This window comes from Massilia sp. UYP11 (genome assembly GCF_050434805.1).
Taxonomy (GTDB): domain Bacteria; phylum Pseudomonadota; class Gammaproteobacteria; order Burkholderiales; family Burkholderiaceae_D; genus Telluria.
This window is the reverse complement of sequence record NZ_JBNDJE010000013.1, coordinates 60868-87858: the sequence shown is the minus strand read 5'-3', so window position 1 is coordinate 87858 and position 26991 is coordinate 60868. Positions and strand designations below refer to the sequence as shown.

The window sequence follows — 26991 nt, the reverse complement described above, 5'->3', positions numbered from 1 at the left end:
GTTCTTCATATCAATTTCCAAACAGAAACGATCGTCTTAGTCATGGCCAGTATTTCCGACATCACCGTCACACCGCTTTCGGGCTTGAACCACATCGACGCCCTCCTGGACAAGGGTCCGGATTGGAACTTCCTGACGCCCAACCCGTACGGAAATACGCTGTACTACACCTTTTCCATCGCGTCGGGAAACGAAGCCGGGCGTAGCGGTCAGGAGATGTTCTCGGTGTCCCAGCAGGCGGCGACGCGCACCGCGTTCGATTACCTGCATCAGGTGACCGGGATCGTGTTCCAGGAAACCGGCGATGGCATTCTGGGGCAGATCCATCTCGCCAATCTCGATATCGCGGGCGCCTACACCACCGGCCTGGCCAGCTGGCGCGCGGGTTATAGCGGTTCGAGCACCCTGGTCAGCTATAGCGCCAACGCCTACCTGTACCTGGATAACGCCGAGTACCGGAGCATGACGCAGAACCTGACGCCCGGCGGCTACGGTTATGAAACCCTGCTGCACGAACTTGGCCACGTGCTGGGTTTGAAGCACCCGTTCCACGAGGAAGACGGCACGGCGCAGATCGTGCTGAACCCGAATGAAGACCACACCGGGAATACCTTGATGTCGTACACCTCGGACGGCCGCGCCCACAGCACCTACAGCCCATACGATATCGCGGCGCTGAACTGGCTGTATGGCGGCGACGGCCTGCGCGGCGCGCTCGGCATCAACAGCACCACCGGAGGACGCTACATCACTGGCACCGACAGGGCCGACACCCTGACGGGCACCGCATTCAACGATACTTTACAAGGCAATGGAGGAAACGACATGATCGACGGAGGATCGGGCCGCGATACAGCGGTATTCAATGCAATTCGCAGCGCTTATTCGCTCAGCAATCTGGGCGACGGCGCGCTGGCGGTTGCGCACGCAACAGAAGGCACCACCACCCTGCGCAATATCGACGTGCTGCAGTTCGCGGACATGAGCGTCGAACGCGCGAACCTGGCCGATTTGCTGGCGCCCGGCAAGCCCGCGCTGAGCCTGACGCTCAACGCGAAGGACTACGCGCGCGGCAATATGCCGACGATGACCGGCGCCGCCGAACCCAATTCGACGGTGCGCGTGTACATCGACAACCAGCTGGTCGCCACCGTCAAGGCGGGCGCCGACGGCCTGTGGGGCGCCAAGTCGTCCATCGTGCTCAAGGACGGCCTGGGCTACCGCGCCTACGCGACGGCCACCGACGATGCCGGCAACGTGTCCGCCGCCAGCGACATGGTGACTTTCAACATCGATGCCACGCCGCCAGTGGCGCCGTCGGTCACCATGGGGCTCAATCCAGGCAGCAATCAGCCGATCTTCGCCGGCACCGGCGAGGCCGGCAGCACGATCGAGTTGTACCGCGACGGCGATTTCATCACGATCGGCAAGGCCGAGGTGCGCGCCGACGGCACCTGGCAACTGAACTCGAAGCCGCTGCCGAATGGCGTCTACAAGGTGATCGGCGCCTCGGTCGACGTGGCGGGCAACGCCACCAGCGCCGCGCGCAACCTCGACTTCACGGTGGACAATCCCCTCAACAAAGTCGGCACGAGCGGTGCCGACACCTTCACCATGACTGCGGACAATGTCGCGATCAGCGGCGGCGCCGGCATCGACATCGCCGTGTTCCAGGGCGCGCGCGCCGACTACATGATCGCCCAGCAGAGCTGGGGCCATGCGGTGGCCGACCGCAGCGGCGCCGTGGACGGCCTGTACAGCGTCGAACGCCTGCAGTTCAGCGATGGCTGGGTGGCGATCGACGAAAGCGCAGCCTCGGTGTTCCGCCTGTACCAGGCCGCGCTTGGCCGCGAGGCCGAGCCATTCGGCCTGGGCTACTGGATCGACCGCGTCGACAAGGGCGCTTCGCTGCAGCAGATCGCCCACGAATTCACCTGGGCGCCGGAGTTCAAGGAAAAGTACGGCGAAAATCCGACCGATCAGATATTCCTGGATCGCCTGTACCAGAACGTCCTGAACCGCAAGCCGGACGCCGATGGCTACGCCTACTGGCTGACCCGTGTCGACGATTCGAGCCGCGAGCAGATCATGCTCGAATTTAGCGACAGCGTGGAAAACAAGGCCCAGGTGCTCGCCAGCACCTCCGATGGCATGGAGTTCATCCCTTACGTCTACAAGCCGCCGGTCGCGATCGAGATCGTCGGCGTGGCGACGGCCGAACTTCCTGTCGGCATGGTCTGATCAGCTTTTCCTGATCTATCCTTCGGGATATTCCCGCGCCGCTTCGCGGTGCGGGTACGCTGCCGGCGCCTCGTCGGCAGCAGTCACGACTGGTGCTCGCGCAAGCCGATGCGCGCCTGCGTCGTCCCGTTCGCGGCCCGCGCCAGCACCACCTTTCGGTTGCTCGATTCCTGGTCGCGCTGCGCCTCGCGGTGCCACAGGTGCAGCACCTCGGTGGCCAGCGCGCCGTCCTTGCGCAGCACGCCGGCGTGGAACAGGCGCACCACCAGGTCCGAATCCTCGTGGCCCCAGCCGGTGAAGCTTTCGTCGAAGCCGTTCACTTTCACCAGATCCGACTTCCATACCGCCAGGTTGCAGCTCTTGATGCGGCGCCAGCTGAACTTGCGCCGCACGCGGCCGAGGTCGGGCCAGCGCAGCATCGTCTGGACCACCTTGTTCATGTCGCCGGCGAGGCGATGACGCAGGCGTTCGCCCACGCTCAGGCCGGCGACGTCGACGTGCTCGCGCAGCGCGCGCTCGGTCAACCGCTGGCTCAGGAGGATGCGGCTGCCGGAAACCAGGAAACCGGGCTGGGCCAGCGCCCGGTGGCGGCGGATGAAGTCACGCTGCGGGACGCAATCGCCGTCCAGGAAGATGATATAGTCGCCTGTTGCCGCGAGCGTGCCGCGGTTGCGCGCCATGGCGGCGCGAAAGCCGTCATCCGGCTGCCATACATGGATCAAGGGCACCGGCGCCCGGGCGCGCAGGCGCTCGATGCAGTCCCGCGTGTTGGCAGTCGAGCCATCATCGGCGATAATGATTTCGAAATTCTTGTCGTCCTGTAAAAAACAGGCTTCCACCACCGCCTCCAGGGCGTCGGGCCGGTTGTACGTGGTGATCACGACCGAAATTGTCTGTGTTTGCTGCATTGCTGTCCGATGTTAGGCCTAGGCCGCAAGAATATCCCACATGAACCTGAATGAACAATAAGCCGCTGATGTCCCTGGCGCCGATGCAGGTCTGGATCGGTTTCCAGGTGTTCCTGTTTCCCTTCCTTAGCCTGACCACGCCTTTCGGCATCGGATTTTCCAGCCTCCTGTTCCTGCTGTCGGCCCTGTGCGTGCCGCGCAAGGCCTGGGCCGCGTTGACGCCGCACTGGAAAGAGATCCGCTGGGTGGTCGCGGCCTTCTGCTTCCAGTTCGCGCTGACCATCGTGGCCGTGCTGATCCGGCCCGAGGCCGGCCTCGACACCCTGGACAAGCCCTCGCGCATGCTGCTCGCCCTGAGCTGCACGGCCCTGGTCCTGCTGGCGCGCCCGTCCGCGTCCACCCTGTGGTGGGGCGTGGTGGCCGGCAGCGTGGCCGCGCTGCCCTTCGTCGCCTGGCAGCGCGTGGTGCTGCAGGTCGAGCGCCCGGGCGGCTTCCTGAACGCGATCACCTTCGGCGACCTGGCCCTGGTGCTGGGCCTGGTGGCGCTGACGGCGGCGATCGATTATCGCCAGCATACCCGCAAGGCGCTGCTGGCCGGGGTCGGGGCGCTGGCCGGCCTGGGCGCCTGCATGCTGACCGGCACCCGCGGCGCCTGGGTCGCGCTGGCGCTGGCCGCGCTGCTGTTCCTGAGCTACGCCCAGCTGCTGAGCAGCCGCAAGGTGCGCCTGCTGCTGGCCGGCAGCTTCGCCCTGGTCGGCGCCGCCTTCCTGGTGCCGGCCACCGGCATGCAGGAACGCGCGCTGCAGGGCGTGGACGACGTCCAGACCTGGGTCGACGGCGGCAACGTCTTCACCAACGTCGGCACCCGGCTTGAATTGTGGAAGGGCGCGGCGATCCTGATCGAGGAGCGGCCGCTGTTCGGCCTGGACCGCAACACGGTGCGCGCCGAGATCCGCCGCCTGGTGGAGCAGGGCACGCTCGATCCGGCGATCCTGTCGCTCGAACACCTGCATAACGACGCCCTGCAGGCGCTCGCCACCGGCGGCGTGTTCGGGCTGGCGGCCTGGATCGCCATCCTGGCGGCGCCTTTCATTTTCTTCGCGCGCCAGCTGGGCCGCGGCAACGCGGACCGCGCGCTGGGCGCCAGCCTGCCGCAATTCGCGCCGGCGCTGGCCGGCATGCTGGTGGTGCTGTGCTACTTCAGCTTCGGCCTGACCGAAGTCATTTTCTGGTCCCTCAAGGGCAGCATGTTCTATGCGCTGATGGTGTTCCTGCTCATGGGATTCTGCCTTGCCGCCCGTCCGGCAAGGCAAGCAAAGGTTGAACAACGTGGAAACTAAAGTGATCGTCCGGCGCCTGCTCGCGCTGGTCAAACCGTATCAATCGCGCGCCTGGTTGGCGCTGCTGTCGATGGCCATCACGGCCGCCACCCAGCCGCTGCTGGGTGAGGCGCTCAAGGTCCTGCTCGACGACGGCTTCAAGGAGCAGGTCGATTTCAGCCTGTGGTGGATCCCGACGGTGCTGGTGTCGATCTTCATCCTGCGCGGCATCGGCACGTTCGGCACCGCCTACTTCAACAACTGGGTGCTGTCCCGCGTTCTTAACGACCTGCGCGCCATGGCCTTCGAAAAGGTATTGCGCCTGCCGGTGGCGCGCTACCAGGACGAATCGACGGGCAAGATCATCAACACCGTGGTCAACGACGTGCGCCAGGTGGTGGACATGATCCAGTCGGTGTTCGTGGCCTGCGTGCGCGACGTGCTGGTGGTGATCGGCCTGCTCGGCACCCTGCTGTACCTGAACTGGAAGCTGACGCTGGTCGCCATCATCGTGATCCCGCTGACCGCGGTCATCGTGCGCACCACCACCAAGCGCCTGCGCAACCTGAACCGCGAGAGCCAGCGCGTCACCGCCGAAATGACCGGCGTGGTCGAGGAAGCCGCGCGCGGCCACCAGGTGATCCGCGTGTTCTCGGGCGAGAAGTACGAGCGCCAGCGCTTCCACCAGCGCAGCGAAGCCCTGCGCGGCTTCTCGCAACGCATGACGGTGGCCTTCGCCGCCACCACCCCGGTGACCCAGATCGCGACCTCGCTGGCGCTGTCCCTGGTCATCGTGCTGGCGATCCAGGCCGACATGACGGTCGGCGAATTCACCCAGTTCGTGACCATGATGCTGATGCTGCTCACGCCCCTGAAATCGCTGGCCGAAGTGAACGGCCCGATGCAGCGCGGGATGGCGGCCGCCGAGACGGTGTTCGGGATCATCGATTCGGAACCCGAGGTCGACACCGGCAGCCGCGAACTGGGCCGCGCGAAAGGCCACCTGGTGCTCGAGAACGTGGTGTTTCGCTATCCGAACGCGCTGAACCCGGCCATGGACGGCGTCTCGCTCGAGGTGAAGCCGGGGCAGACGGTGGCGCTGGTGGGCGTCTCGGGCGGCGGCAAGTCGACGTTTGTGAACCTGGTCACGCGCTTCTACGATCCGCAAGCGGGCCGCCTGCTGCTCGACGGCGTGCCGTATACCGACATCAAGCTGGCCTCGCTGCGCAGCCAGCTGGCGATGGTGAGCCAGAACGTGGTGCTGTTCGACGATACGCTGGCGGCGAACATCGCCTATGGCGCCGAGCAGGTCGACTACGAGCGCCTGGCGGCGGCGGTGCGCGCCGCGCATCTGACGGACGTGGTGGCGCGCCTGCCGGACGGCATCGACACCCGCATCGGCGAGAACGGATCGCGCCTGTCGGGCGGCCAGCGCCAGCGGGTGGCGATCGCGCGCGCGATCTACAAGGACGCGCCGCTGCTGATCCTGGACGAGGCCACGTCGGCGCTGGACAACGAGAGCGAACGCGCGGTGCAGGCGGCGCTCGACACCCTGATGGCCGGCCGCACCACGATCGTGATCGCGCACCGCCTGTCGACGATCGAACGCGCCGACCGCATCGTGGTGATGGAAGCCGGACGCATCGTGGAGCAGGGGACGCACGACGAACTGCTGGCGCACAAGGGCATGTACGCCAATCTGTATCACCTGCAGTTCACGGCGGCCGAGGTGAAATAAGCCAATGGTCCGCAGTCCGGCTACGTCGTTCCCGCGCAGGCGGGAACCCAAGTAGGCGGCATCAGCGCGCGTAATGCGCCGCCTCCCCCGCCTGTTCGTGCCCGAGGCTGACGCCATTGGCGCGTTGCTGCACGGCTTCCACATACCGCTTGAGCGCATCGTCCAGCGACGGCAACAGCAGGCCGCGTTCGCTGCCCAGGGCGCTGTAGCCCGGCCGGCGGGCGGCGTAGCCGCACTCCCCGAGCGGGACTTCCACGAGCTTGTCGCTCGAGACCCCGGCCGCCGCGCAGGCGCGCTGGGCCAGCTCGAACCAGCTGACCGGCTCGCCATTCGTCAGGTGCCAGACCCCGCGCTCGCGGTCGATCAAGAGGTCGAGCGACACGTTGACCAGGTCCGGCACGTAGGTCGGCGACACCGTCACGTCGCCCGCCGCCTGGAACGGCAGGCCGACGTCGAGCGCGTTCAGGGCCTGGGTCACGAAATTGTGCTGGTCCCAGGGGCCGAAGAAGGCACTGGTGCGGATCACCAGCGCCTGTGGGTCGGCGTCCAGCACGCGCTGCTCGGCTTCAAGCTTGCTGCGGCCGTACACGCCGAGCGGGTTGGCGGCGTCGGATTCCACGTACGGCTGGTCCCTGGCGCCGTCGAACACCAGGTCGCTCGAGAAGGTCATGAAGCGCAGCGCGTGGCGGATGCAGGCCAGCGCCAGCACGGTCGGGCCCAGCGTGTTCTCGCGCATGCAGCGGTCAAAGTCGGCTTCTGCGTCGTCGACCCGCACGTAGCCGCCGGCGTTGACGATCGCCCATGGCTTGAAGCGCACGATCGCCGCTTCCACCGAGGCCGGGTCGGTGATGTCCATCTCCTGGCGCGTCAGCACGTGGCAGGCCAGGTTGCGTTTCTCGCAGATGCGCTTGAAGCTCGACCCCAGCGTGCCGCTGGCGCCCGAGATCAGGATCGGCTGCACCAGGCTCGACTTGAACTGGCTGCGCACGGCGATGTCGGCCACCGCGGTGCGGGTGGCGACCGGTTTGCACAGGAAGCGGCCCGGCCGGCGCCACCAGCCTTCGCCCTGAAGCACCGGATTGGACAGCGGCCGCTTGCTGGCCAGCTCGCGCATCAGGGTGGCGACCGCGGTCGGCCGCGGCGCCGGGCCGCGCACGTCGTACGGGCCCGGCTCGTAGTAGCCGTGGCATTCGGTCACCAGGCAGTTCCAGTCGAAGGAGCCGAGCAGGGCCCACACCGTGACCGCGCGCACGTCGGCGCCTTGCTGGCGCGCCTTGTGCGCGGCGTTCCAGATCTCGAGCAGCCAGCGCATCTGGTCTTCGCGGTTGGCGTCGATGTGGGCTTCGGTGACCGCGATCGGCAGGCCGTAGCGTTCCCAGGTCTCCATCAGCAGCGGGGCGATGCCCGGGGTCGGCGTGGCCAGCGCGCGCGGCGCCTCGATGTCGGCGTGCGGCACGCCGCGAAACACGTGGCGATGGGTTTCCGGATAGCGCTCGGGACGGTGGTCGAGCCAGCGCTCGCTGGTGATGTAGTAGTTCACGCCGATCACGTCCGGCGGGCAGGGGTTGTCGCGGAACCAGCGCAGCTCTTCCTCGCCGGCGCCGGAGTCGAGCAGGTAACGCCACAGCTTGTGATTCTCGTCGATCATCCCGCACAGCAGGTCCCAGGCCAGCCAGCGGCGCTCGTTGAAGAAGCCGCTGATTCCTTCCATCTCGGGGGTGCCATAGGTCTTCGACAGGTCGTCGGTCTGGACCAGTTTGGCGTGCGGATTGACGGCGCGGATCGCGCGCATCGACAGCACGGTGGCGCGGCACTGCACCAGCAGGGCGCGGATGAAGGTGGCTTCGTCGCCGCCATGCGGATACCAGACCCCGGCCAGCCCCGAAAAGCGCGCCGTGGTGCAGATCTCGTTGACCGGCGTGTAGTACTCGACCCAGGGGTAGCGCGCCGCCACCGCGCCGGCGTAGGCGGCCAGCAGGTCGGGGAAGGCGGGATCGACCAGGCTGGTGTGGCGCGGGCCGCTGCCGTGGTGGACCAGGCCCACGATCGGATTGACGCCCAGTTCACGCAGCGCCGGCAGGCGCTCGTCCGGCCAGGACCAGTCAGCCTTGTCGATGCCGTCCGGCGCGGTGCGCTCCCACAGCACCGGATAGCGGATCGCCCCGATGCCGAGGGAGGCGAAACGCTCGATGTCCTGCAGGCGCTCGGCGTGGCCGTTGCGGTCCATCTGGCTGAAGTAATTGTCGCGTACGCGGTTGACCGTGCATTCGAGACCGCCCCACAGGGCGAGGTCCGGCGTGGAAGAGTCGGTTTGAATATTCATGAAGTCCGTACCTGCGTGATGAACACAGATCCCAGCCTAACGGTCCGATGCAGCTGGCTATGTGAGGTAGCCAACACAATTCGGGTTTTTCGGACAAATCCTACTTTCTGTAAGCATTTCTTTATTTACCCTTTATAACTCAAAGACTTACAGCTATTTACGTGCGGCTTGTGACATCCGGGCACTGCCATCAAGCCTTGCCTGAACCGCTTCTGCCCCGTCGGTACGCCGCCGGCCCGCGGTTCGGGCGACAATGCACGCCAGGACAAGATGGAAGGGGATGACGCATGTATATGGTGTACTGGACGGTCGTGGACGAGGAGCTGGGTGAGGAGCAGATGCGGCCGCATTGCCATCCGTTCGATACCAGCGAGATGGTGCAGGCGATGCAGTTCATGGAAGCGCTGCGCGCGCGCCAGCGCGCCGGCGAAGGCGTGCGCTTCGTTACCATGTGCTCCGAGCATCCCGACCTGGTCGGGCATCCCGGCGTGGACGTCACCGGTCCCGGTTACGACTGGAAGAAGCGGCGCAAGTGAAAAAACCTGGGCCATCGCGCCAGTGGCGACAATGCCGCGTCAGGGCAAACGGCTCTTGAGGATCTTGCCGCTCGGCGCGGCCGGCAGCGCGTCCATGAACACGATGCGCGCCGGGCGCTTGTAGGGCGCCAGGCGCGGGCACAGCCAGGCCTGCAGCGCCGCCTCGTCGACCCCGCGCGCCTCGACGAAGGCCATCACTTCTTCGTCGGCCGCCGGCAACGGCCGGCCCACTACCGCCGATTGCACGACCGCCGGGTGCGCGTTCAGCGCCGTCTCGACCTCCACCGGGTAGACGTTAAAGCCCGATCGAATGATCAGCTCGCGCGTGCGGCCGAGCAGGAACAGGGCGCCGTCGGGATCCTGGCGCGCCAGGTCGCCGGTCGCCAGCCAGCCGCCTGGCCGCAGCGCCGCCGCGGTGGCGGCCGGATCGCGGTAGTAGCCGCGCATCCGTCCCGGACCGCGCATCCACAGCTCGCCCGCCTCGCCCGGCGCGACCTCGAGTCCGTCGCGGTTGATGATGCGCACCTCGACGCCGGGAATCGGCGGGCCGACCGCGCTGTCGCTGCGCGGCGCGTCGAGCCGGGTCTGGCTGACGGTCGGGCCGCTTTCGGTCAGGCCATAGCCGTTGTGCAAGGGCAGGCCGAACAAGGCCTCGACCGAGCGCTTGAGGGTGGGGTCGAGCGGCGAGCCGCCGGCGTAGCAAAAGCGCAGGCGCGAAGCAATCGGCGCGGCCAGATCCTCTGCCTGGGCCTGCGCCAGCAGGCGCGCATACATCGCCGGCACACCCTGCACGATGGTCAGTTCGCCCGCGCGGATCAACGCCAGCAGGGCGCCTGCGTCGAAGCGCGGCGCCAGATGCAGGCAGGCTCCCGCATACAGGGTGCCGAGCAGCACCGAGGTCAGGCCGTACACGTGCGAGACCGGCAGAGCGCCCCAGGCACGGTCGCCAGGGGTCAGCCCGCGCAGGCGGCTCGACGTGGCGGCCACGAACAGCAGGCTGGCGTGGCTGAGCATCACGCCCTTGGGCTGGCCGGTGGTGCCGGTGGTATAGACCAGCGCCGCGACCTGGTCGGCGCCGGCATCGACCGGTTCGGGCGCGCAGTTGTCGTCCAGCGGGCCGGCCAGCACGCCAAGGTCGTCCATCTGGCCCTCGCCACTGATGCAGGGCAGGGCGCCGGCGCGCGCCGCGTGCCGCGCGGCGTCCGGTGAATTGCCCGTCACGTAGAGCACGCGGCGCGGGCCGCTGTGCGCCCGGATGGTCTCGAGCTCGCCCTCGCTCAGGCGCGCGTTGACGCTGACGCTCCAGGCGTCGATGGCGGCGGCGGCGAACAGCAGCGCCACCTGGGCCACGCCGTTCTCGGCCACCACCATCACGCGGTCGCCGGGACGCACGCCGAGTTCGCGCAGCAGCGCCGCGCAGGCATCGGCGGCGGCGGCCAGCTGCGCATACGACCATGCGCGGCCGTCCTCGATCAGCGCCGGGTTGTGCGGCGCGTGGGCGGCGCCGTGGCGCAGGATGTCGCTGATGCGGCGAAAGGCGGTGGACTGCATGATGATGAGTAGATCGACAGGGGGCACACTTTATACCGCCTGGCGCGGCGCATCGCAAGTGAACTTGCATAAAGGTAAATGGGTTCAGCCGTGCGCCGCCATCGGAGGTTTATACTGATTTTATGGAACCGGCGACAACCGACAGGAGATAGTGTCTTGGCCAGGAAGGACGCAACCGGCAATATCATGCCCAGCGATGCGCGCCATGGAGCGCCGGCCGGCCGGCCGGTGCTGTCCGAGGCGCGCGCCGTCCTGACCCACGAGGTGCTGGCCATCGACGAGCGTGGACGCCGCTGCGCCATCGCCATTCCCGCCGAGCGAGCGCTGACGCTCTACGTCGACCGGCGCGAGCTGGTCACCCTGATGACCCTGGGCGGCGCGCCCGAGGCGCTGGTGCTGGGCTACCTGCGCAACCAGCGCCTGGTGCGCGCGCTGGACGACATCGTGTCGATCCAGGTCGACTGGTCGGTGGACGCGGTGGCCGTGGTTACCCGCCACGGCATCCAGGACGTCGAAGCGCGCACCGCGAAGAAGGTGGTCACCACCGGCTGCGGCCAGGGCTCGGTGTTCGGCGGCCTGATGGACGAGGTGGACCAGATCGCGCTGCCTGCCGGCGCGCGCCTGGCGCAGTCGGCCGTCTACCGCATCGTCGACACCATCCGCACCCGCCAGTCGGTGTACAAGCAGGCCGGCTCGGTGCACGGCTGCGCGCTGTTCACGCAGCGCGGCGAGCTGCTGTACTTCGTCGAGGACGTGGGCCGCCACAACGCGGTCGACGCCATCGCCGGCCTGATGTGGCTCGACGGCGTCGATGGCGCCGACAAGGTGTTCTATACCACAGGCCGGCTCACTTCCGAGATGGTGATCAAGGGCGCCCAGATGGGCATTCCCTTCCTGCTGTCGCGCTCGGGCACGACGCAGATGGGCCGGATGGTGGCCGAGCGAGTCGGCATGTCGCTGCTGGCGCGCTGCAGCGGACGCCATTTCCTGCTGCTGGCCGGGCACGAACGCCTGGTGTTCGAGCCGCAGCTGCTGGACGTGCCCTACGTCCGTCCCGACCTGCGCGGCGACGACGACCCGCGTGGCTAGATGGGCCTGCTGGACGCCACCGCGCACGCCTTCGCCCTGCTGTTCAGCGGCGACGCGGCGCTGTGGCGCATCGTCTGGGTCTCGATCAAGACCAGCCTGCTGGGCCTGATGCTGGCCACGCCGCCGGCGGTGCTGCTCGGCTACCTGATCGCCATGCACCGCTTCCCGGGGCGCCGCATCGCGGTCTGGCTGGCCCAGGCCGCGCTGTCGCTGCCCACCGTCCTGATCGGCCTGCTGCTCTACCTGATGCTGTCGCGGCGCGGGCCGCTGGGAGGGCTCGAATGGCTGTTCTCGCAGCCGGGCATCGTCCTGGGGCAACTCATCATCGGCCTGCCGGTGCTGCTGGCCTTCACGCTGGCGGCGGTGCAGGCGCTCGACCCGCGCTACGCCGAGACCGCGATCGCCCACGGCGCTTCGCCCGTGGGCGTGATGTTCACCGTGCTGCACGAGGCGCGCTACGGCGTGATGGCGGCCGTGATCAGCGGCTTCGGGCGCGTGATCTCGGAAGTCGGCTGCGCGCTGATGGTGGGCGGGAATATCGAGGGCGAGACGCGCACCATCACCACCGCGATCGCGCTCGAGACCAGCAAGGGCGAGTTCGCCCAGGGCATCGCGCTGGGCATCGTGCTGGTGACCCTGGCGCTGCTCATGAACGGCGTGCTGGTGCTGCTGCAGGGCGAGGCGCACAACCCCGGGGCGCGCCTTTAAGCCCGACCTTGAGCCCGACCGTGAACCCAACCTTGAACCCGACCATGACCCCGACCATGCCCGCGCTGCTCACCGTGCACGGCTTGCGCAAGGCCTACGGCGAGCGCCTGCTGTTCGACATCGCCCGGCTCGACATCGGCAAGGGCAGCGCCTACGTGCTGACCGGCGCCAACGGCGCCGGAAAAAGCACATTGCTGCGCATGCTCGGCGGGCTGGAACGGTGCGACGCCTGCACGGTCGAATTCGAAGGCAGCCGCCTGCCGCTGTATCCGTATCCGCGCCAGCTGAGGCGCGGCATCGTCTACGTGCACCAGCATCCGATCATGTTCTCGACCAGCGTCGGCCACAACATCGCCTATGGCTTACTGGCGCGCGGCGTGAACAGGCAGCAGGTGCGCGGCCTGGTCGACGAGGCGATGGCCTGGGCCGGCGTGCTGCACCTGCGCGACAACGATCCTGCGCGCCTGTCGGGCGGCGAGAAGCAGCGCGTGGCGCTGGCGCGCGCGCGCGTGCTGCAGCCGCGCCTGCTGCTGCTGGACGAACCCACGGCCAACCTCGACGGCGCGGCGCGCGAGCAGGTGATCGGACTGATCCCGACCCTGGTCGGGCAGGGCGCCAGCGTGGTGATGGCCTGCCACGACCGCGACCTGATCAACCTGCCCGGCGTGCGGCGGCTCAAGCTGCGCGAAGGGAAGCTGGAAGTACGATGAAACGCATTCGATGACAACAAGGAGAAAAACCATGCAACGCCGTTCATTACTGGCCGTCCTGCTGTGCGCGACCTTCGCTTCGTCTTCGGCGCTGGCGCAGGAAGTGATCCGCCTGTCGACCACCACCAGCACCGAGAACTCGGGCCTGCTCAAGCACCTGCTGCCGGTGTTCGAAGCCAAAACGAACACCAGGGTCCGCGTGATCGCGGTCGGCAGCGGCAAGGCGCTCGAACTGGCCAGGAACGGCGATGTCGACGTGACCCTGGTCCATGCGCGCGAGATGGAAGACAAATTCGTCGAGGAAGGCTGGGGCGTCGACCGGCGCGACGTGATGTACAACGACTTCGTCGTGGTCGGCCCCCGGTCCGATCCGGCCCGCATCCAGGGATCGAAGGACGTGATCGACGCCTTCAGGCGCATCGCGGGCGCGGGCGTCAGGTTCATCTCGCGCGGCGACAACTCGGGCACCGACGTGATGGAAAAGGCCTACTGGCAGCGCGCCGGCGTCAAGCCGCGGGGCGCCAACTACGTGTCGGCAGGCCTGGGCATGGGAGAGGTGCTGAACATGGCCGCCGAGATGCGCGCCTACACGCTGACCGACCGCGCGACCTACTCCGCCTACAAGGCCAGAACCGGACTGGCGATCGTGGTCGAAGGCGACAAGCGCATGGTCAACCCCTACGGCATCATCGCGGTCAATCCGGCCAGGCATGCGGGGGTGAATTACAAGGGCGCGAAACGGCTGATCGAGTGGATCACCTCGCCCGAAGGACAAGCGCGCATCGCCTCGTTCAGGCCGGGCGGGGAGCAGCTGTTCTTCGCGCCGCCGCGCTGACCCCGACCGCCCGATCCTTCAGCGCGAAGGGTCGTTCATGCCGGTCAGGCTGACCACCTGGCCGTCCTCGAGCACGACCCCATTCTCGAGCACGAACGTCGAGGCGCCGCTGACGTCCGGCAGTTCGAGCGCGATCGTGTCGCCGCGCTGCACGAAGCTGCCGCGCGCCGCGCAGGTGCCGAACATCGGCGTCGGCCTGACGCCGGACGCATCGGCCAGCAGGAAGAAGAACAGGGTCTCGCAGCCGGCGCCACGGCCGCCGCTGCTGGCCATCAGGATCGCCTCTTTGCCGCCCGACAGCGCAAAGCTGCGCAGCGGGAACTGCCAGCCGGCGTCTTCGCCGCTGAACAAGACCCTGCCGCCCAGGGTGACGGCGCGGCTGCCGTCGGCATTCGTGCGGCGGTCGAGCAGGCCGGCGACGGTCGACAGCGAGGCCGGCAGGTCGTCGGCCTTGCTGTCGACGATGCCGCGCGCGGTCACGGCGGCGTCGTTCGCGCGCGCCGGCGCCTCGTCCTGGTCGCGCTGCGCCGTGACGGCGCGGCCGGCCTCGTCGACGTCGGGCGCGAGCATGGCCGCCAGCACGGCCAGGACGATGGCGGCGATCGTGATGCCGATCCCCCATTGCGACCATTTTCTCTGGACGCGGTTGAAGTGTTCCAGGCTGTCCCACTGCTTGTTCTTCCAGGCCATCTCGCGTCCCTTGAAGCCGAGCCAGAGCGCCATGATCCAGCCGACGTAGGGCACCATCGCCAGCAGCCCGATCCAGCTGCGGTTGCCGATCGCCCAGATCCAGTTGAGCAGGAAGGCGCCCCAGCTCCAGCCTTTGACGCCATCCGGAATGCTGCCGGGAGTGCCGCCGGGAATGCCGTCATCCGACTGCGGCGCGGACGCGCCGGGCTTGTCCAGGTTGACCGGGGCCGTGCCGGCGGCCTTGCCGCATACGGAGCAAAAGGCGGCGTCGGGCGCCATCTGCGCGCCGCAATGTGAACAGAGCATCGAAGTCCTTCTGGTTGAAAAACGGAAGCGGAAAAAAAACGGCGCCGCGAACTGCGCGGCGCCGCTGGACGATTATAACGATCGTCGCAGGCAGGAATCTAACTTATTCCCACCGTGGTAGTGGTCAGACGGATGGCGGATCGGTCTCGCGCGCGAACACGCGATGGCCGGCCAGCGCCGTCTTGAAGGCGTCCAGCGCCGCGTCGGCATTGGCCGGGTCGCCCAGGACCAGGCCCGGATCGGCCGAACCGTCCGGCAGCTTCTGCGGGATCATGGCTTTCGCCAGCAGGTTCGAGCCCGAGCCGTAGGCCAGGATCGGCTTGCCGTGGCGGTACTGCTCGCGCAGGAATTCCTGCACCTGGGCATTTTTCGCCAGCGCCTCGACCGCCGCGTCGCCGTCCGGCACGATCACGGCGTCGTACATCACCGACGGTCCGGCCTCGACCGAGATTTCAACGTCGATCGGGTCGCCGTCGCGCGCCGTCACCTTGCCCAGCATATTGCCGACCATGCGCGGTACGGCGCCGTCCTTGAGCAGGCTCGCGTACTGCTTCTTGACCGCCTTGTCGTCCACACCGCTCGCGATCAGGACCGCGACGCGGCGGCCCTTGATGCCGGTCTGGCCGGGACGGCTCAGCAGCGACAGGGAGGGCGAGGGCGGGTAGGTCGGGATCGGTGCATCGGTCGCCAGCGGCAGCGGTTCCGGCACCTCCAGTCCCAGGCCCTCGGCCACGCGCGCCACCAGGGTCGCGTCGACGTTGGCCAGCAGGGCCAGCGTGCGAATGCGCACGGCCGGCGTCTGCACCCGGGTCAGCTCGAAGCGGAAGGCGTTCACGATGTGGTTCTGCTCGGCCGGCGTCTGGCTTTGCCAGAACAGGGTCGCCTGCGAGTAGTGGTCGGCGAACAGCTCGGGCTTGCCGCGCACCTTGTCTTCGCTGACGATGCGTTCCGGGAAGCTGGTGAAGCCCGCCTTCCCGGCCTGGAACGGCGCGCCGCCGCCCAGCGAATTCGGTTCGTAGTTCACGCGGCCGCGGTTGATCGCCTGGCGGTGGAAGCCGTCGCGCTGGTTGTTCTGGATCTGGACGATCGGCGAGTTGATCGGGATCTCGTGGAAGTTCGGGCCGCCCAGGCGCGTCAGCTGGGTATCCTGGTAGGAGAAGTTACGGCCCTGCAGCAGCGGATCGTTGGAAAAGTCGATGCCCGGCACCACGTGCGAGGTGCAGAACGCCACCTGCTCGGTCTCGGCGAAGAAGTTGTCCGGGTTGCGGTCCAGCACCATCTTGCCCACCGGCGTGAGCGGCACCAGCTCTTCCGGCACGATCTTGGTCGGGTCCAGCACGTCGAACGGGAAGCTGGCGGCCTGCTCTTCGGTGAAGATCTGCAGGCCCAGTTCCCATTCAGGGAAGTTGCCGGCTTCGATCGCCTCCCACAGGTCGCGTCGGTGGAAGTCGGGATCGGCGCCCGAGATGCGCACCGCTTCGTCCCATACCAGCGAATGGGTGCCCTGCAGCGGGGTCCAGTGGAACTTGACGAAGCGCGCTTCGCCCTGGGCGTTGATCAGGCGGAAGGTATGCACGCCGAAGCCCTGCATGGTGCGGTAGCTGCGCGGGATGGCGCGGTCCGACATCGTCCACAACAGCATGTGCGCGATCTCGGGCGAGAGCGAAGCGAAGTCCCAGAAGGTGTCGTGGGCGGTGGCCGCCTGCGGCATCGCGTGGTGTGGTTCCGGCTTGGCCGCGTGCACCAGGTCGGGGAACTTCATCGCGTCCTGGATGAAGAACACGGGAATGTTGTTGCCCACCAGGTCCCAGTTGCCTTCCTCGGTATAGAACTTGACCGCGAAGCCGCGCACGTCGCGCGCGGTGTCGGTCGAGCCGCGTTCGCCGGCCACGGTCGAGAAGCGCAGGAACACCGGGGTGCGCTTGCCCTTCTTCGAGAACGGCACCGCGCGGGTGAGCTTGCCGAAGTCGTCATACGACTCGAAGTAGCCATGGGCGGCCGAGCCGCGCGCATGCACCACGCGCTCGGGGATGCGCTCGTGGTCGAAGTGGCTGATCTTCTCGCGCAGGATGAAGTCTTCCAGCAGGGTCGGGCCGCGCAGGCCGGCCTTGAGCGAATGCTGGTTGTCGGCCACCGGCACGCCCTGGTTGGTGGTCAGGTGGCGCTTGGCCGGATCGACGCGCACGCGGTCGAGCGGGTCGGTGGTCGGGTTTTCGCCCTTCGGCGGATTGCCGTCGCCCACCTTGTCGCCCGCGATGATCTCGCTGGCGGTGCTGCCGGTGGCGGCGTGCGTGGACGGCTTGAACTGCTCGCCTTCAGTCGGCGTGCGCGCGGCCTCGCCGTACTCGCTGGCCTTGGTCGCATTGTAAGGACGGTCGGCTGCCAGTTCCTGCTCGGATGGGATCTTGTCGAGCAGGCGGTCGGCGACCGGGTTGCTGACACCCAGGCTTTTCGGTGGATTGGCGTCCGATGGGCCGCCCACGGTGCTCAGGATGGAACCGGCGCCGTCGACCGGGCTGGAATGGTTGGAAGTGGTCATCCTTGTCCTCGCTGTTTATAGGGTTATGAAATAACCTCAACAACATAGCCCAGCACGAAAGCCTGGCTCTGTGAGATGACACACACAATGCAATAAATGCATCAAATTATTTCTATCAGCTTGATAGGCGCTCTTTATCGTAAACACGATCGACGAACACCCGCACCTGAATCCGGCACAGCCATTTGACGTGGCGCGAACCCGGTGCGCAGGTCGTCGGCGGACAGCAGCGCCGGCGGACCCTCGCCATGGGGCAAGGGCTGACCGTCAAGGGCGAGGTCAACAGCGAGGGAGCAGGCGAGAGAGAAGGAGAACTTCGGCAGGATCGGGTGGAGCAGGCGGTGCATGGGTATCCTCTTCAGTGAGTCGTCGCGTAGTGAACCACGCGGACCCTGCCGAATCGGATGCCCTCCAGCGGCCGGACCTACATCAGGATCACGTCGTATTGTTCCTGGTGATACCCTTTTTCCACCTGCAGCGTGATGCGCTTGCCGATGAAGTCGCCCAGCATGGCGAGATGCTGCGATTCTTCTTCCAGGAACAGGTCGACCACCTCCTGCGAGGCGACGATGCGGAATTCGCGCGGGTTGAACTGCTTGGCTTCGCGCAGCAGTTCGCGCAGGATCTCGTAGCAGATCGTACGGCTGGTTTTCACCTGGCCCTTGCCCGAGCAGGCCGGGCAGGGCTCGCACAGGATATGGGCCAGCGATTCGCGGGTGCGCTTCCTCGTCATCTCGACCAGGCCCAGCGCCGAGAAGCTGCTCACCGAGACCTTGGTGCGGTCGCGCGCCAGGGTCTTCTTGAGCTCGGCCAGCACCGCGTTGCGGTGCTCGTTGTTCTCCATGTCGATGAAGTCGAGGATGATGATGCCGCCCAGGTTGCGCAGGCGCAGCTGGCGCGCGATGGCGTGCGCCGCCTCCAGGTTGGTCTTGAAAATCGTGTCGGCGAAATTGCGTCCGCCGACGTAGCCGCCGGTGTTGACGTCGATGGTCGTCATCGCCTCGGTCTGGTCGACGATCAGGTAGCCGCCCGATTTCAGGTCCACGCGCCGGCCCAGCGCGCGCAGGATTTCCTCTTCCACGCCGTACAGGTCGAACAGCGGCCGCTCGCCGGTGTAGTGCGTCAGGCGCGACAGCACGCTCGGGGTGTAGACCTGGGCGAATTCGGCCAGCTTGAGGAAGTTCTCGCGCGAGTCGACCTGGATGGTGGCCGTCTCGTCGTGCACGAAGTCGCGCAGCACGCGCTGGGCCAGGCTCAGGTCCTGGTACAGCAGGGTGGTGGGCGGCAGGGTGCGCGCGCCCTGCACGATGGCGCCCCAGGTCTTGCGCAGGTAGTCGACGTCGGCGGCGATGTCGTCGCTCGAGGCTTCCTCGGCCATTGTGCGCACGATGTAGCCGCCCTTTTCCTCGGCCGGCAGCAGGCCTTGCAGATGCGCGCGCAAGCGTTCGCGCTCGGCTTCCTTTTCGATCTTCTGCGAGATGCCGATGTGGTGGTCTTGCGGCAGATACACCAGCATGCGGCCGGCGATCGAGATCTGGGTGGAGAGGCGCGCGCCCTTGGTGCCGATCGGGTCCTTGATGACCTGCACGGTCAGCACCTGGCCGTCGAACAGCAGTTTTTCGATCGGAGTGGGCGGGGCGTTGCCGCCGTCGTGGCTGCGGGCTTCCCAGATGTCGGCCACGTGCAGGAAGGCGGCGCGCTCCAGGCCGATGTCGATGAAGGCCGACTGCATGCCCGGCAGCACGCGCACCACCTTGCCCAGATAGACGTTCCCCGCCAACCCGCGCGTGAGCGTGCGCTCGATGTGCAGCTCCTGTACCGCGCCCTGCAGGACCAGCGCCACGCGCGTTTCCTGCGGTGTGATGTTGATGAGGATGTCTTCGTTCATGGATCCTGCCGTGCGTATTGTTCAGGAGGACATGATACACGCGCCGGCCCTGCGGCCGAAGCGGTGAATCAGATCGCCAGGCCCGCCTTGCGCAGCAAGTTGGCGGTCTCGAACAGCGGCAAACCCATGATGCCCGAATGGCTGCCCTCGATGTGCTCGATGAACAGCGCCGCCGGTCCCTGGATGCCGTAGCCGCCGGCCTTGTCATAGGGCTCCAGGGTGGCGCAATACGCCCTGATCTGGGCCGGGCTGAGGGTGGCGAAGCGCACGTTCGACACTTGCGTGACCTGCTCGGCCACGTGCTGGGAATGCACGGCCACCGAGGTCAGCACCTGGTGGGTGCGCCCCGACAGGCGCTCCAGCATGGCGACCGCTTCTCGGTTATCCGCCGGCTTGCCGAGGATGTCGCCGTCGATGGTGACGGTGGTGTCGGCGGTCAGGACCGGGCGCAGCGGCTGGCGCCGCTGCAGCAGGATGTTGAAGGCGAAAGCGCCCTTGGCCCTGGCCACGCGCGCCACGTAATCGTGGACGTCTTCGCCCGGCAGCACGTCCTCGCTGACGTCGACCGCGCGGCCCGGGTCGCTGCGCAGCAGCATCAATTCGAAGTCGACCCCGATCTGGCGCAGCAGTTCGCGCCGGCGCGGGCTCTTGGATGCGAGGTAGATTTTGTTGTGCTGGTTTTTCATCGCTGTTCTTGTTCTGGGTGGGGCCCGCTCAGACCCGGTGGTACGGATGGTTCTGGGTGATCGACCAGGCGCGGTACAGCTGTTCCGCCAGCATGACCCGGACGATTCCGTGCGGCAGGGTCATGCTGGAGATGCGGATCAGCCCTTCGGCGCGCGCCTTCAGTTCGGGATCGAGGCCGTCGGCCCCGCCGATCAGGAAGGCGGTGTCGCGGCCGTCGCGCTGCCAGGTTTCCAGTTGCTGGGACAAGGCGACGCTGGTCAGGTCCTTGCCGCGTTCGTCCAGGGCGACGATGCGCACGCCCTTCGGCAGGGCCGCCTCGATGCGCTCGCGCTCGAGCGCCATCGCGGTGGCGGCGGTCTTGCTGCCGGAACGCTCGACCGGCTTGATCTCCCTGAGCACGATGCGCAGCTCGGGCGGCATGCGCTTCGTATACTCGGTGAAGCCGGACTCGATCCAGGCCGGCATCTTGTGACCGACCGCGGCAATAATCAACTGCATGTGGACCCTTACTCGGCGTCCTTCTTGATGCGGCGGATCACCTTCTTGACCGGCGCATCGGCGGCCGGGGCGGCCTTCGGCGCAGCCGCCTTGCTCACGCGCTTCGGCGGCTTGGCCTTGGTCGCTTCGACGGCGGCGACTTCGGTCTTGCTCGGTGCGACCTTCACGGTCTTGCCGGTCGGGACCGCCTTGGCGGCGGTCTTCTTGACGGCCGCTTTCTTGGCAGCAGGCTTGGCGGCGGTGTCGGTCGCCGCAACGGCCTTGGTCGCGCGCTTGGCGGCCGGCTTGCGTTCGTTGACCGGCTTGGCTTCTTCTTGCGCCTGGTTGGCGGCCAGGTGCTTCGACTTCGGCTTGGCGGCCTCGGCTTCGAGGCCTTCGACGGTCGACTTGCGCTTGGCGGCGCCCAGCTTGACCGGCTTCTCGCCCCAGATTTCCTCGAGGCGGTAGTATTGGCGGATGGCCGGCTGCATGATGTGGACGATCATGTCGCCCAGGTCGACCAGCACCCATTCGCCGGTGTCTTCGCCCTCCATGCCGATCACGTCGCCACCCGCCGCCTTGACCTTGTCGCGCACCGAGGCGGCCAGCGCCTTGGTCTGGCGGTTCGACGTACCCGAGACCACCGCGATGCGGTCGAACAGGCTGGTCAGGTGGGTCGTGTCGAACAGGACGATGTCCTGCCCTTTCACGTCTTCCAGGGCGTCGACGACGAGGGTTTGCAGTTTCTTGATATCCATTAGTTTTTGTACAGGTTATGTTGTTGAATATAGTCTAGCACTTGCGCCATCCCAAGCGCGCTTGCATCTGCGCCCGATTGCAAGGCCGCGCGCAGCTGGCTGGACGAGAGGTCCACGTCCAGTGTCGGCGCAAGACAGACTTTTCCGTGCGCACTCAGGCGCACGGTGTCGGGTGTCGCCAGCCGCGTCGACAGTTCTTGGGCCACCGCCGGCGGCAAGGCTTCCTGCGCCAGCTCGTAGCCGGGACGCGTCGCCACGCCCAGGTTGGCCAGCGCGAACAATTCGCGCCACTCGTTCCAGCTGTCGAGCTTGCGCAACTGGTCGGCCCCCATCAGGAACACGATCGAGGCGCGCGGACCGAGCTCCCGGCGCAGCGCGCGCAGGGTCTCGACCGTATACGTTGGCGTGTTACGTTCGATTTCCTGCAGGTCGATCGTGACCGGCAGGGCGGCGCCGTTCAAGGGCGCGAAGGCCAGCTCGAGCATCGCGACGCGGTCGGCGTCGCTGGCCGCGAGGCCGTTCTTCTGCCACGGCTGGCCGGCGGGCAGGATGCGCAGCGCGTCCGGCCGCAACAGGCCGGCGAACAGCCGCGCCAGCGCGACGTGGCCCTGGTGCACGGGATCGAAGCTGCCGCCCAGGACGGCGATGCAGCGGTTGCGTTCCGGCGCGCTCCTGGTGCCGGTCACGGCGCCAGCCAGTCCCGGTGCACCAGGAAGTCGGAATACAGCCGTGCCTCCGGGCTGCCGGGTTCGGGATGCCAGTCGTAGCGCCATTTGACGATCGGCGGCATCGACATCAGGATCGCTTCGGTCCGTCCGCCGGACTGCAGGCCGAACAGGGTGCCGCGGTCCCACACCAGGTTGAACTCGACGTAGCGGCCGCGCCGGTAGGCCTGGAAGTCGCGCTCGCGCTCGCCATACGGCAGGTCCTTGCGGCGCTGCAGGATCGGCAGGTAGGCGTCCAGGAAGCGCTCGCCGACGGCCCGCACCATGGCGTACGATTGCTCGAAGCCGAGTTCGTTGAAATCGTCGAAGAAGATGCCGCCGACGCCGCGTGGTTCCTTGCGGTGCTTCAGGTAGAAGTAGTCGTCGCACCAGGCCTTGAAGCGCGGATGCAGTTCGGCGCCGAACGGCGCCAGCGCATCGTGGCAGGCCTGGTGGAAGTGGCGCGCATCCTCGACGTCGCCGTAATACGGGGTCAGGTCCATGCCGCCGCCGAACCACCAGACCGGGTCCTTGCCGGGCGCCGTCGCCTCGAAGAAGCGCACGTTCATGTGCACCGTCGGGGCGTAGGGGTTACGCGGATGCAGCACCAGCGACACGCCCATCGCTTCCCAGGCGCGGCCGGCCAGCTCCGGGCGTACGGCGGTGGCCGACGGCGGCAGGGCGGCGCCGCGCACGTGTGAGAAGTTCACGCCGCCGCGTTCGAACACATGGCCTTCCTCGACCAGGCGCGAGACGCCGCCGCCGCCTTCGGGGCGCTGCCACTCTTCGCGCAGGAACGGTTTGCCGTCGACCTGCTCGAGACCGTGGACGATGCGCTCCTGGAGCGCGAGCAGCCAGGCCTTGACGGCGGCGGGATTGGGGGATGACATGATGAACGACTGAAATGAAAAAGTGGGCCGATTGTACACCGGCCCACCGGATGTCTCTATCTGGCGTTGGTTCGGGGCTTGGAGCCTGCCGGGGCAGGCTCGCAAGAGCCTACTCAGGGGCGGCTCGTAAGGGCCTTCCGAGGGCGGCCCGTAAAAGCCTTCCGAGGGCGGCTCGTAAAAGCCTTCTGAGGGCGGCTCGTAAAAGCCTTCTGAGGGCGGCTTTTACTTAACGCCGCGCCAGCCAATGTCGCGCCGGTACTGCGCGCCATTGAAGTGGATCTTCTCGACCGTTTCATACGCCCGCTTCTGCGCCATCTTGACGCTGTCGCCCAGGCCCACCACGCACAGCACGCGCCCGCCGTTGGTCTGCAGCTTGCCGTCCACGAGTCTGGTACCGGCATGGAAGGTGACGCATTCCGGCGCTTCCGGCGGGATGCCGTCGATGACGTCGCCCTTGCGCGGGCTGTCCGGGTAGCCGGCAGCCGCCATCACGACGCCCACGGCGGTGCGGCGGTCCCATTCCAGCTCGACCGTGTCGAGGGTGCCGTTGCAGGCGTGTTCCAGGACGGTGGCGAAGTCGCTCTTCAGGCGCGCCATGATCGGCTGGGTTTCCGGGTCGCCCATGCGGCAGTTGAACTCGAGCGTGCGCGGGTTGCCGTCGGCATCGATCATCAGGCCGGCGTACAGGAAGCCGGTGAACGGGATGCCGTCGCGCGCCATGCCCTGGATGGTCGGGTTGATAATCTCGCGCATCACGCGCGCATGCATCGACGGCGTCACGATCGGCGCCGGCGAATAGGCGCCCATGCCGCCCGTGTTCGGGCCCTGGTCGGCGTCCTTCAGGCGCTTGTGGTCCTGGCTGGTGGCCAGCGCCAGCACGTTCCTGCCGTCGCACATGACGATGAAGCTGGCTTCCTCGCCGGCCAGGAATTCTTCGATCACGATGCGGGCGCCGGCGTCGCCGAAGGCGTTATCGGACAGCATGTGGTCGACCGCAGCGTGGGCTTCGTCCAGCGACATCGCGACCACCACGCCCTTGCCGGCCGCCAGGCCGTCGGCCTTGATCACGATCGGCGCGCCGTTGGCGTCGATGTAGGCGTGGGCCGCGGCGGCGCTCGAGAAGGTCTCGTACTTCGCGGTCGGGATGCCGTGGCGGTGCATGAAGGCCTTGGCGAAATCCTTCGAACTCTCGAGCTGGGCCGCCTCGCGGGTGGGGCCGAAGATCTTGAGGCCGCGCGAGCGGAACAGGTTGACGATGCCGGCCGCCAGCGGCGCTTCCGGGCCGACCAGGGTCAGGGCCACGCCTTCACGCACCACGAAATCGGCCAGCGCCTCCGGGTCAAGCAGGTCGACCGTCACCAGGCGCGCATCGAGCGCGGTGCCGCCGTTGCCGGGCGCGACGAAGACCGTCTGGATGCGTTCCGATTGGGCCAGTTTCCACGCCAGCGCGTGTTCGCGGCCGCCCGAGCCGACTACGAGGATTTTCATATTCTCTACCAATTATTCTTCAATCACGGCGTTGGTGAAGACTTCCTGGACATCGTCCAGGTTTTCCAGCGCGTCGAGGAGTTTCTGCATCTTGGCCGCGTCCTCGCCCGTGAACACGGTCTCGGTGGCGGGCTTCATGATGACTTCGGCCACTTCGGCCTTGAAGCCGGCGGACGCCAACGCTTCTTTCACGGCGGAGAAGGCGTGCGGATCGCACAGCACTTCGAAGCCGCCTTCTTCGTCGGCCATGACGTCGTCGGCGCCGGCTTCGAGCGCGGCTTCCATCAGCTTGTCTTCGTCGACGCCCGGCGCGAACAGGAACTGGCCGGTGTGCTTGAACATGAAGGCGACCGAGCCTTCGGTGCCCATATTGCCACCGAATTTGCTGAAGGCATGGCGCACTTCGGCCACGGTGCGCACGCGGTTGTCGGTCAGGCAATCGACGATGATCGCCGCGCCGCCGATGCCATAGCCTTCGTAGCGCACTTCTTCGTAGTTGACGCCTTCGAGCTCGCCCGAGCCTCGCTGGATCGCACGGGTGACGTTATCCTTCGGCATATTCGCGTCCGCGGCCTTCTCGACCGCCAGGCGCAGGCGCGGGTTGGAAGCGATGTCGCTCCCGCCCATGCGCGCGGCCACGGTGATCTCCTTGATCAGGCGCGTCCAGATCTTGCCGCGCTTGGCGTCGGTAGCGGCTTTCTTATGCTTGATATTGGCCCATTTGCTGTGTCCAGCCATGTCGAGAATTCCTTAGACGGTATGCAAGAGTGGCCGATATTCTAGCATAGGCACCCCTTGCAAACTCGCCCATGGGCACGTCGAAAACCTGCTGCGCGTTGCATTTTTGGTCGCGCCGCGCAGGTCTGCGGTGCTCGCTGTACGCTGGTATGGCCGCGCTTCTCGACCTGCGCGGCCCGACCTGCGCGGCCCGACCTGCGCGGCCCGACCGAAACTGCTGCCGCTCGCGACGGTATTCCGAGGTGTCCCTAGGGAAACAGCATCCGGGTCCCCAGGGCGAGCAGCGCCAGGCCGCCCGCACAGGCGATCCAGTGGCCGCTGGCGAGGCGGATCTCGGCCAGCACGAACAGGCCGACGACGGCGATCGCGGCCGGGTTGTCCGGGCCGGCGGCCAGCAGCAGGAGCATCAGGAGCCAGCAACAGCCCAGGCACTGGCGGGCGTGGGCTGCGCCGCGCCCGAACGCGCCGGCCAGGCCGTCGCGCCAGCCAGCCAGGATGCCGGGCAGGGGCGCCCGGCAGTGTTCGAGGCAGGCATGCTTGGCGGGTGTCCACTGGTAGACGCCGGCCGCCACCATGGCCAGGCCGAGCAGGAGCGGGTGGCGCACGGCGCCGCCGTGGTCGGATTCGTGCAGCGTCCATTGGGCGATCGCGGCCAGCAGCGCGAAACCGGTCCAGGCGCCCAGGTAGCCGAGCACGAACAGCGTGGTGCGCAGGCGCGCGCGCTGGGCGGCGCGCTTCCCGGCGATGTGCGCGAACAGCACCGTGGCGCGGCTGGCCAGCGGCAGCATCAGGGCGGTGCACAGGCCGGCCCAGGTCAGGAAGACCAGCGCCAGCTGGCCGGCCTGGGAGGCGAGAAAGGGCGCGGCCATGGCGGCCGTGGCCGCGCCGGCTGCGCCGGCGCCGCGCGCGGCGCCGGCCGCCGCGCTCGCGGCAAAGGGCTGGCCGCTGAGCACCAGGCCGCCCAGCACGAGGCCAGCCCAGCACAGGCTGGCCAGCAGCGATACGACGATCAGGACCAGCAGCAGAAAACGCTCGCGGCGCGCTTCGGCGTCACGCAGCTTCATTGCGATGCTCCCGGCGGGCCCGTGCGCGCTGTCTTCCAGGTCATGATTGGATTCTCCTTTTGGTCGAGATACATGGTTTCGACCGTGCGCGCATCGACCCCGTTCGACGGGCGCGGCCGGATGCGCCTTGACGCCGAGGCCGCCGTCGCCGGATTAACCGTTGCGTTGACGCCAGCGGTGCAACTCCCTTACCACACGCGCGATGCCACATCGCCGCAATCGACCGGTCGCGGCGCCGAACTTCGGCGCCGCCGCCACGGTCTCGCACTGATCTTGATCTTCTTCAGAACGCGACGGCGCCATCAGTTATATGACCGCGTGGTCGAATGCGGTATTCTTATGAGCGTCCCGACCACGCCAGATGCCGCCCACGACATGACCATCCCGATTCCGACCGCCGCCGCACCGAACATGCCTCGCATCGCGCTGATCGCGCACGACAAGAAGAAGGACGACATGATCTCGCTCGCCGCCGAGTACCGCGCGTTCCTGCAGGGCTGCGCCTTGTCGGCCACCGGCACCACCGGCGGGCGCCTGATCAACGAGCTGGGCCTGAACGTCGAGCGCAAGCATTCGGGGCCGGTCGGCGGCGACCTGCAGATCGGTTCCCTGCTGGTCGACGGCCTGATCGATTGCGTGATCTTCCTGCGCGACCCGATGACGCCGCAGCCGCACGAACCCGACATCAACGCCCTGGTGCGCGCCTGCGACGTGCACAACATCCCGTGCGCGACCAACGTCTCGACCGCGCGCCTGGTGCTGTCGCAACTGATGGGCGCGCGCAGCGCCGCTTGACCCACCCGA

General features: G+C 67.3%; 23 protein-coding genes. 9 read left to right on the top strand and 14 right to left on the bottom strand.

Annotated features, from left to right (window positions below; genetic code table 11):
* Window positions 1–42 precede the first annotated feature (42 nt).
* Window positions 43–2241 (top strand): DUF4214 domain-containing protein, encoded by a 2199-nt coding sequence (locus tag ABIB38_RS17045; protein ID WP_429205610.1) that lies wholly within the window; start codon window positions 43–45, stop codon window positions 2239–2241.
* 83 nt (window positions 2242–2324) lie between these two features.
* Here the strand turns inward: ABIB38_RS17045 and ABIB38_RS17040 are convergent, their stop codons facing one another.
* Window positions 2325–3149 carry a glycosyltransferase family 2 protein gene (locus ABIB38_RS17040; protein ID WP_429205608.1) on the bottom strand — a complete coding sequence of 275 codons (825 nt, stop codon included), beginning with the start codon at window positions 3147–3149 and terminating at the stop codon, window positions 2325–2327.
* A 50-nt stretch (window positions 3150–3199) separates the two neighbouring features.
* Between ABIB38_RS17040 and ABIB38_RS17035 the strand changes: the two genes are divergently transcribed.
* Together ABIB38_RS17035 and msbA are read left to right on the top strand one after the other, a co-directional pair.
* Window positions 3200–4489, top strand: a complete 1290-nt coding sequence (locus ABIB38_RS17035) for an O-antigen ligase family protein (RefSeq protein ID WP_429205606.1) — start codon at window positions 3200–3202, stop codon at window positions 4487–4489.
* On the top strand, window positions 4479–6206 hold the full coding sequence (msbA, locus tag ABIB38_RS17030) for a lipid A export permease/ATP-binding protein MsbA (protein WP_429205604.1): 1728 nt from the start codon (window positions 4479–4481) through the stop codon (window positions 6204–6206). The genes ABIB38_RS17035 and msbA overlap by 11 nt, the downstream gene beginning before the upstream one ends.
* A gap of 61 nt (window positions 6207–6267) precedes the next feature.
* Here msbA and ABIB38_RS17025 read toward each other — a convergent pair whose 3' ends face one another.
* Window positions 6268–8529, bottom strand: a complete 2262-nt coding sequence (locus tag ABIB38_RS17025) for a family 1 glycosylhydrolase (RefSeq protein ID WP_429205603.1) — start codon at window positions 8527–8529, stop codon at window positions 6268–6270.
* A 287-nt stretch (window positions 8530–8816) separates the two neighbouring features.
* On the opposite strand from ABIB38_RS17025, the gene ABIB38_RS17020 reads away from it, so the two are divergent.
* Window positions 8817–9065 (top strand): hypothetical protein, encoded by a 249-nt coding sequence (locus ABIB38_RS17020; RefSeq protein ID WP_429205601.1) that lies wholly within the window; start codon window positions 8817–8819, stop codon window positions 9063–9065.
* 39 nt (window positions 9066–9104) lie between these two features.
* On the opposite strand, the gene ABIB38_RS17015 is transcribed toward ABIB38_RS17020, so the two are convergent.
* Complete coding sequence (locus tag ABIB38_RS17015) at window positions 9105–10616, bottom strand: class I adenylate-forming enzyme family protein (protein ID WP_429205600.1); 1512 nt, start codon at window positions 10614–10616, stop codon at window positions 9105–9107.
* A 186-nt stretch (window positions 10617–10802) separates the two neighbouring features.
* Between ABIB38_RS17015 and ABIB38_RS17010 the strand changes: the two genes are divergently transcribed.
* Genes ABIB38_RS17010 through ABIB38_RS16995 form a run of 4 tightly spaced genes read left to right on the top strand, consistent with a single transcriptional unit; the run spans window position 10803 to window position 13958 of the window.
* Window positions 10803–11705, top strand: coding sequence for a formate dehydrogenase accessory sulfurtransferase FdhD (locus ABIB38_RS17010; RefSeq protein WP_429205681.1), 903 nt, complete (start codon window positions 10803–10805; stop codon window positions 11703–11705).
* Window positions 11706–12413: an ABC transporter permease gene (locus ABIB38_RS17005; RefSeq protein ID WP_429205599.1), complete on the top strand. Its 708-nt coding sequence runs from the start codon at window positions 11706–11708 to the stop codon at window positions 12411–12413.
* Between the two features lie 56 nt (window positions 12414–12469).
* Window positions 12470–13123 carry an energy-coupling factor ABC transporter ATP-binding protein gene (locus ABIB38_RS17000; RefSeq protein WP_429205679.1) on the top strand — a complete coding sequence of 218 codons (654 nt, stop codon included), beginning with the start codon at window positions 12470–12472 and terminating at the stop codon, window positions 13121–13123.
* Between the two features lie 31 nt (window positions 13124–13154).
* Window positions 13155–13958: a substrate-binding domain-containing protein gene (locus tag ABIB38_RS16995; RefSeq protein WP_429205597.1), complete on the top strand. Its 804-nt coding sequence runs from the start codon at window positions 13155–13157 to the stop codon at window positions 13956–13958.
* Window positions 13959–13976: 18 nt separating this feature from the next.
* Here ABIB38_RS16995 and ABIB38_RS16990 read toward each other — a convergent pair whose 3' ends face one another.
* The 11 genes from ABIB38_RS16990 to ABIB38_RS16940 all read right to left on the bottom strand — a co-directional run bounded on the left by ABIB38_RS16990 (window position 13977) and on the right by ABIB38_RS16940 (window position 26187).
* Window positions 13977–14954 carry a zinc ribbon domain-containing protein gene (locus tag ABIB38_RS16990; RefSeq protein WP_429205596.1) on the bottom strand — a complete coding sequence of 326 codons (978 nt, stop codon included), beginning with the start codon at window positions 14952–14954 and terminating at the stop codon, window positions 13977–13979.
* A 124-nt stretch (window positions 14955–15078) separates the two neighbouring features.
* Window positions 15079–17493, bottom strand: coding sequence for a catalase (locus ABIB38_RS16985; RefSeq protein ID WP_429205595.1), 2415 nt, complete (start codon window positions 17491–17493; stop codon window positions 15079–15081).
* Window positions 17494–17917: 424 nt separating this feature from the next.
* Window positions 17918–19381: a ribonuclease G gene (gene rng, locus ABIB38_RS16980; protein WP_429205593.1), complete on the bottom strand. Its 1464-nt coding sequence runs from the start codon at window positions 19379–19381 to the stop codon at window positions 17918–17920.
* A 68-nt stretch (window positions 19382–19449) separates the two neighbouring features.
* Window positions 19450–20067 (bottom strand): Maf family protein, encoded by a 618-nt coding sequence (locus tag ABIB38_RS16975; protein WP_429205591.1) that lies wholly within the window; start codon window positions 20065–20067, stop codon window positions 19450–19452.
* A gap of 28 nt (window positions 20068–20095) precedes the next feature.
* The gene (gene rlmH, locus ABIB38_RS16970; protein ID WP_429205589.1) at window positions 20096–20566 is read right to left on the bottom strand and encodes a 23S rRNA (pseudouridine(1915)-N(3))-methyltransferase RlmH; all 471 of its coding nucleotides are present in this window, start codon (window positions 20564–20566) and stop codon (window positions 20096–20098) included.
* 8 nt (window positions 20567–20574) lie between these two features.
* Window positions 20575–21303: a ribosome silencing factor gene (gene rsfS, locus ABIB38_RS16965; RefSeq protein ID WP_429205587.1), complete on the bottom strand. Its 729-nt coding sequence runs from the start codon at window positions 21301–21303 to the stop codon at window positions 20575–20577.
* Complete coding sequence (locus ABIB38_RS16960; RefSeq protein WP_429205586.1) at window positions 21303–21989, bottom strand: nicotinate-nucleotide adenylyltransferase; 687 nt, start codon at window positions 21987–21989, stop codon at window positions 21303–21305. Before ABIB38_RS16960 ends, rsfS begins: the two co-directional genes overlap by 1 nt.
* Complete coding sequence (gene hemF, locus ABIB38_RS16955) at window positions 21986–22897, bottom strand: oxygen-dependent coproporphyrinogen oxidase (RefSeq protein WP_429205585.1); 912 nt, start codon at window positions 22895–22897, stop codon at window positions 21986–21988. Before hemF ends, ABIB38_RS16960 begins: the two co-directional genes overlap by 4 nt.
* Before the next feature lie 222 nt (window positions 22898–23119).
* Entirely contained in the window at window positions 23120–24385 is a 1266-nt protein-coding gene (gene purD / locus ABIB38_RS16950) for a phosphoribosylamine--glycine ligase (protein WP_429205583.1), read from the bottom strand.
* Window positions 24386–24397: 12 nt separating this feature from the next.
* On the bottom strand, window positions 24398–25123 hold the full coding sequence (locus ABIB38_RS16945) for a YebC/PmpR family DNA-binding transcriptional regulator (protein WP_429205581.1): 726 nt from the start codon (window positions 25121–25123) through the stop codon (window positions 24398–24400).
* A 248-nt stretch (window positions 25124–25371) separates the two neighbouring features.
* Window positions 25372–26187 (bottom strand): DUF2182 domain-containing protein, encoded by an 816-nt coding sequence (locus ABIB38_RS16940; protein WP_429205580.1) that lies wholly within the window; start codon window positions 26185–26187, stop codon window positions 25372–25374.
* A gap of 375 nt (window positions 26188–26562) precedes the next feature.
* Between ABIB38_RS16940 and ABIB38_RS16935 the strand changes: the two genes are divergently transcribed.
* The gene (locus ABIB38_RS16935) at window positions 26563–26982 is read left to right on the top strand and encodes a methylglyoxal synthase (protein ID WP_429205677.1); all 420 of its coding nucleotides are present in this window, start codon (window positions 26563–26565) and stop codon (window positions 26980–26982) included.
* The last annotated feature ends 9 nt before the right edge of the window (window positions 26983–26991 follow it).